Genomic DNA, 5,918 nt, shown 5'->3' with positions numbered 1-5,918 from the left:
GAGAACGACAAACGGCATGGAACGACTCAATGAAGAATTTCGCCGTCGGGAACAGGTTATCCGTATTTTTCCTAACCGGGATTCCGTAATCCGGCTAATGGGTTCTGTTCTCATGGAAAAGGATGAAAAATGGGCAGAAGGACGCCGCTATTTGAAGATGGAAGACTATTTTGAATGGAAAGCCAAACAACCGAAATCGTCTGACCAATCCAACAAAGCGACAGACATTTATTCGGGTTAATTACTCTATCCCGACTGAGAGGAATTTACACACAAAAAAAGACTTGACCCAATTTCCCCTCCGTTTTTTAAAATTAAGTACACAGATTAAGATATAATATTCTACATACATCTTTAAAATCCTTTTCATTTATCGGAAATTTTAAAAATTAATTAAGCCAAATAAAGGTTTCAATTGTCTAATATATATATAGGGGTTAAAGGAAAGGGTGATTTTTATTATTAAACATATTAAAAGAGCCCAAAAAGGCGATGGTGATGCGTTTTTGGAAGCCTTCAAAAAGTACGAAAAAGATATATATCGAATGGCTTATATTTATCTAAAGAATGAGAATGACGCATTAGATGTTGTACAAGAGGTGGCATACCAATCATTTAAAAAAGTACACACATTAAAATATCCGGAGTATTTTAAAACCTGGATAATTAAAATCACAATTAGTTGTTCAGTCAACTTAATTAAAATGAACAAACGTGTATCAAAATTAAATCAGAAATATATAGAAAATATCAGCATTATGACCGAGGATATTCCTTTAAATTTGACGTTAAAAAACATAATTGACGATTTGAATGAGAAAGAAAAAAGCGTAGTGCTTTTAAAGTATTATCAGGATTACACCTTTAAAGAAATTTCAGAAATCTTAGAAATCCCCCTAGGAACAGCTAAGTCCATACTTTACAGGGCTTTAAAAAAACTTAAAAAAGAATTTCTGGAAGGAGATAATTTATAAATGAAACTAAAACAAGAGGTCAATAAGATTAAACTACCCAAGAATCTTCATTACAAAAGCCAGGCTGGGGTTCTAAAGGCAAAGTCTGAAATGGGGAAGCCAAAACGAAGATGGACATTGATTGCAATTCCAACCATAGTTGCAGCGTTTGCATTACTTTTATTACTATTTTCAAATTTAACCGGCATGTTACAGAATGGGGATATAGCCGAAAAAGAGATAGGTTCATCCATTGCAATACTTAGAATTGACAATACAGATTATGTCTTGGACAGTAACCTAAATTCATCGGATTATACAATAGGTGATAAAATCGGCGAAGTGAAAACAAAATTAACAGGAAACGCCTTACCAGAAGATAATCTATCGTCAAATTATTTAGAGGTAGGAACATCTATTTATTTTTCCGCAGAAAACAAGGACATCATTCTTGCAAAAGGAAAAGATAAAAATGAATATGAGGTTTTCACCAAATCAAGTGAAGGAAACTTTAATGATAATTAATTGCCTTGTAAGTACTTGATTTTGGTGGGACCAAAATAGCGAAAGTGGATCAAAATTATGGTAGGAATAAAGTAAGCGTAAAATAGTTCCCATCCAACAGGTGGGGATTATTTTACGCTTACTCTTCTACTTAGGAGGTATAACGCTCTAAATAGGGTTTATTTTCCTATCCATGACTCTAAATCTTTCTGTAATTAGAAAAAAGCATCATCTATCTTTTATAATCCTACCTTGGATACAAAAGAATTGCTATAAAAAACATCAACCAAAGAACTTATGATCAACCAGGGACGCCGGTTTTCCTCCAGTGCGGGCTTTCATTCCTCTTATGATCAACCGCGCTCGCAGGTTTTTTCCCAGCACGGGCTTTCACTCCCTTTATGAACGACCATGAACGCGGATTTTCCTCCACCGCGGGCTTTCATTCCTCTTATGGTCGACCATGAATGTGGATTTTCCTCCACCGCGGGCTTTCACTCCCCCTATGATCGACCGCGCACGCAGGTTTTTTCCGGCACGGGTTTTCGTTCCCCTTATGATCGACCAGAGACGCCGTTTTTCCTTCCTAAAGTCGACAGCCGCACCGCCAACATTCACGTCTCAATCTTTTGCGAGCGTTCCTTTACAATTCTATCTGATTCAACAAATCCCTCAGCGCCTTCAGCTCCTCCGTATTCAGTGTAATCCCCTTTCCCATTTTCTCATGCTCCGGCGCCCAGTCGCGTAAATCAAATTTCGGCGTTTTTCCGTTCCAACTGACTAAATTCAGTTCTTTTGTCCATCCTTTTGGGGATTCCGAAATTGTTCCAAGCGCTTCCTTGATTTCGTATTTAAAGTCTGCCATATCTATTACCACCTTTTTTATGATAAGAATTTGGAAATGTTACTTTCATACTGACGGATTTTCACCCGGAAATCAATACGCCGGAGCGGATTTCTTGTGATGGACAAACCCGACGTTAACACAACTTTCTACTAATTCTCTTTTCCATGATATAATAAAAAATAATCAACCAAAGGCAGATGATTTCATTGAACAAATACCTTTTCAAATTGGACAAAGATCTCTTTGACTTGAATGCGATGGAAATGGACGAAGGTCTGATGCATTTTTTCCATCAGATTGAAGATCTACCTGATACCTTTTCCATGGTAAATGATGCAAGTGTCTCAAGGAAATTTTCTATTAGCTGGGAGGAACGGCTTTTAAAAGGCAGGGGAATCAAAGGCTTTTTCGCCCTATACGATGCGGATTACCTGTTCATTGAACGGCTTGATGACGGGGTGATCAAAGTTTCTTCCCCACCGCATTCCAAGTTAGATGGAAACGCAATGGGCATGCCGCTTTTTAACCGAAAACAGGCGGAAACCGTTTTTCAGGCCATGTCCAGTATGAAGCATACCGCCGATAAATGGTTTTATTTATATCAAATCGCACAAGATTTTCAAATCAGTTCGAATGATGATCAACTCGTTTGTCTGCCTTATATCCGGGATGCAGAAATTTTCCAATACCAGCTCAAAACTGTAAAATCCGTGCTGCACCGGTTTAAGGGCCGCGCACTATTCTGTGATGAAGTCGGCCTTGGAAAAACAGTTGAAGCCGGGATGGCCATGTTAGAGTATATTATGCGGGGCCTTGCCAAGAAAATACTGATTTTAACGCCTCCCTCTCTCGTCCAGCAGTGGGAAAATGAAATGAAGCGGAAATTCAATCAGGATTTCATTAAAGCAGATGATCCGGCTTTTAAAAGCCAGGGCGCAGACGCTTGGGCTTCCCACAATAAGGTGATTGCCTCACTCACTACTGCCAAAAGAAAAAACCATCGTGAAGTGATCTTGCAACAGCATTACGATTTGATCATTGTTGATGAAGCCCACCACTTAAAAAACCGCAGTACAGAAGCATGGAAGTTTGTCAATAACATCAATAAAAAGTATATTTTCCTTTTAACAGCCACACCGGTGCAAAACCATCTTGAAGAATTATATAATTTAACTACACTTTTGAAACCGGGCCAATTAAAAACATACAGCTATTTCAAAAAGAATTTTGTCGAAAGCCATGACGGCATTGAGGTGAAAAATGCCGAAACATTAAAAGGACTGCTCGGTGATGTCATGATCCGCAATAAAAGAAGCAATGTGGATGTACAATTCACGAAGCGGAAAGCTTTTACACAGATGATAGAACTGCCCGTACCGCAGCAAAAGCTGTATGAAGAAATCAGCACTTTTATCCGCAACCAGTACCAGGAAAAAAGGCCGGAAATCAGTCATTTCCAGCTAAAAAGCCTGCAAGAACAAATGGGCAGCACTTTTACCGCTATTCTCGGTTCTTTACACAATCTTCTCAAATCTGAAAAAGTGTCTATATTTAATAGAAAAAATTAACCGTATTCACCGAAGCAGCTGAAAAAATTGCAAAAGATGAAGCTCAGAACAGCCCGAAAGTTGTTCAGTTGATTCATATTTTAAAAACGTTCGGCGATAAAATGATTGTATTCACGAAGTACAAATCTACGCAAACTTTTCTAACAAGTGTGCTTCAAAAGAATGGATTTAAAGTTGCCGAGTTTCACGGCGGCCTAAAGCGGAAAGAAAAAGAAGCACAAGTCGCTTATTTTAAGGCTGATGCTGATGTGCTGGTCAGTACGGAGGTTGGCGGTGAAGGGCGGAATCTGCAGTTTTGCAACGGGATGGTCAATTTTGATTTGCCCTGGAACCCTATGGCGATTGAACAAAGAATTGGAAGGATTCACCGGATTGGCCAGAAGCGTGATGTTGTTGTCTATAATTTAGCGGCCAAAGGTACCATTGAAGACTATATTCTTAATTTACTAGACAGAAAGATTAATATGTTTGAGCTTGTCGTTGGAGAAGTGGATGCAATTCTTGGCGACATTGAAGAAAAGGAAGATTTCTCGGATCTGATGATGGGCGCCTGGGTCAAGTCAAAGGATGAAGCAGAAATGGAAAAAGAATTGGATCAAATTGGTGAAAAACTGCTTGAGAATAAACGAAAACTGGCGAAGCAGAAGAAATTAGATGAAACCTTATTTTAATGGAGGTTTAGCGGATGGACTTGCAAAAATTTGTAACAGATGTATTGGAAGGGATCGGGGGTATCGTGGATCCGGTTGAATATGCGCTATGCCATGTCCTGATACCTGAAGAATACAGCCATTACTTCCAAAACAGAACTGAATTTGATCTCTCTTTTGACTATGAGGTCGCCCAGGAAAACCCCCAATCTGAGTTTATCACTTTCGGAAGCTATACACTGGAACAGTTGCTTACGATTGTCAACCGGGAAGCCGTATCAACTAACCGTTTTGCCGAAGTAGAACGATTAAGCCTCGCAAACCCGCTAAAGAAATTACAAGAAGCCTATCCTGAATACAAAAAAATTACGATTCTTGAGGAGGCACGTGTGCTTGGCTGCTGGGCGGTTTTCCAATTTCGTGTCACATTTGTAACAGATGAAAAAGATGAAAAAACCGATCAAATATGGGTGAATCTTCTCACTGGAGAAGTATCAGACACGATGAAGCAGGAACAAAACCGTATTTTCTATCATGATCAACCTGTCTATCCATATCCGATACCCGGTGAAATCAATATAGATGAAGCGTTTAAAACAGCCTTTCAATACATCCGGAATGAGACAGAACGTGAAAACAAACGGCGAACACAAGAAGCACCCATGCAAAAAGACTTGGATAGAATTGAATCTTATTACAGAGAATTATTGGCGGAAAATAACAAGAAAGCCAAAAGGAAAGGCTTAAGCTTGGAAAAGAAAAATGAGATTTCAGATAGATCCAGAGCCATTGAATTGGAAAAAGACAAACAGCTCCAGGAAATGATCCAAAAATACAACGGAAAAGTCGAAATCACCTTAGACCACGGGCTCCTCTATTTTATTCCGCTGCTTCAATACAATATCAAAATCCAGCACCATTTGGAAGATGAAGAACGGACAGTGTATTATAATCCAATTCTAAAAAACATGGAATAATAGGCGTGCAGACGTAAAAGTTCTGCACGCCACCCTGTTTCTTTACACTTTAGACCAGACAAATGGCGCAATCATAAACGTTACCGGTTCATAGCAGGGATGAATCATTACAAATACAGCATCAATACCCGGGCACCAGACCTTCCTGCATTTTATCCCAACATAACGGGCAGTAAGACTCCCACCTCAAGATTCAAGGTACGAAGAAGGATAGGTGGGAGATCAAACTGCCCAATCCAGCTGCGGCTCCTATCGACTAGCGTACTTCTGGTCTCTTCCCTGCGATAAGTCAACATCGGTTCGTAAAAAACCACTCACCGTGTTTCCTTTATCTCAGTCAGAGCCCTTCCAGTCCGTACGTCGATGAACAGCCGCCTCCGCTTTATAAAGTAAAGGTCCGATTGGTTAGGCCTGCAGGA

Annotated in this window: 7 protein-coding genes; 6 read left to right on the top strand and 1 reads right to left on the bottom strand. The window is 39.6% G+C overall.

All coding sequences use genetic code 11. The annotated features are described in order from the left end of the window. From C232_RS0117910 to C232_RS0117900, 3 genes are all read left to right on the top strand, one after another. Positions 1-241 (top strand): transposase (locus tag C232_RS0117910; protein ID WP_018665482.1); only part of this gene is annotated, 241 nt, incomplete at its 5' end. Between the two features lie 208 nt (positions 242-449). After that, a complete protein-coding gene (locus C232_RS0117905; protein WP_018665481.1) occupies positions 450-974 on the top strand; it encodes a sigma-70 family RNA polymerase sigma factor in 525 nt (174 codons plus the stop codon). Next, entirely contained in the window at positions 975-1,478 is a 504-nt protein-coding gene (locus tag C232_RS0117900; protein ID WP_018665480.1) for a hypothetical protein, read from the top strand. A 622-nt stretch (positions 1,479-2,100) separates the two neighbouring features. On the opposite strand, the gene C232_RS0117890 is transcribed toward C232_RS0117900, so the two are convergent. Further along, positions 2,101-2,322 carry a YdbC family protein gene (locus C232_RS0117890; protein ID WP_018665478.1) on the bottom strand — a complete coding sequence of 74 codons (222 nt, stop codon included), beginning with the start codon at positions 2,320-2,322 and terminating at the stop codon, positions 2,101-2,103. Between the two features lie 188 nt (positions 2,323-2,510). Here C232_RS0117890 and C232_RS18995 point away from each other — a divergent pair, with 188 nt between their 5' ends. From C232_RS18995 to C232_RS0117880, 3 genes are all read left to right on the top strand, one after another. Further along, the gene (locus C232_RS18995) at positions 2,511-3,872 is read left to right on the top strand and encodes a DEAD/DEAH box helicase (protein WP_235801560.1); all 1,362 of its coding nucleotides are present in this window, start codon (positions 2,511-2,513) and stop codon (positions 3,870-3,872) included. 68 nt (positions 3,873-3,940) lie between these two features. After that, positions 3,941-4,543, top strand: a complete 603-nt coding sequence (locus tag C232_RS20335; RefSeq protein ID WP_235801559.1) for a DEAD/DEAH box helicase — start codon at positions 3,941-3,943, stop codon at positions 4,541-4,543. A 14-nt stretch (positions 4,544-4,557) separates the two neighbouring features. Beyond that, positions 4,558-5,499: a YqhG family protein gene (locus C232_RS0117880; RefSeq protein ID WP_018665477.1), complete on the top strand. Its 942-nt coding sequence runs from the start codon at positions 4,558-4,560 to the stop codon at positions 5,497-5,499. The last annotated feature ends 419 nt before the right edge of the window (positions 5,500-5,918 follow it).

This window comes from Heyndrickxia acidiproducens DSM 23148, from assembly GCF_000374345.1.
Classification (GTDB): domain Bacteria; phylum Bacillota; class Bacilli; order Bacillales; family Bacillaceae_C; genus Weizmannia; species Weizmannia acidiproducens.
The sequence above is the reverse complement of the archived record's forward strand: the minus strand, read 5'-3'. Positions and strand labels throughout refer to the sequence as shown.

Bases quoted from the DNA above. Each gene is read 5' to 3' on its own strand.
- C232_RS0117880 (WP_018665477.1), top strand. From the start codon at position 4,558: ATGGACTTGCAAAAATTTGTAACAGATGTATTGGAAGGGATCGGGGGT.
- C232_RS0117900 (WP_018665480.1), top strand. From the start codon at position 975: ATGAAACTAAAACAAGAGGTCAATAAGATTAAACTACCCAAGAATCTT.
- C232_RS0117890 (WP_018665478.1), bottom strand. From the start codon at position 2,322: ATGGCAGACTTTAAATACGAAATCAAGGAAGCGCTTGGAACAATTTCG.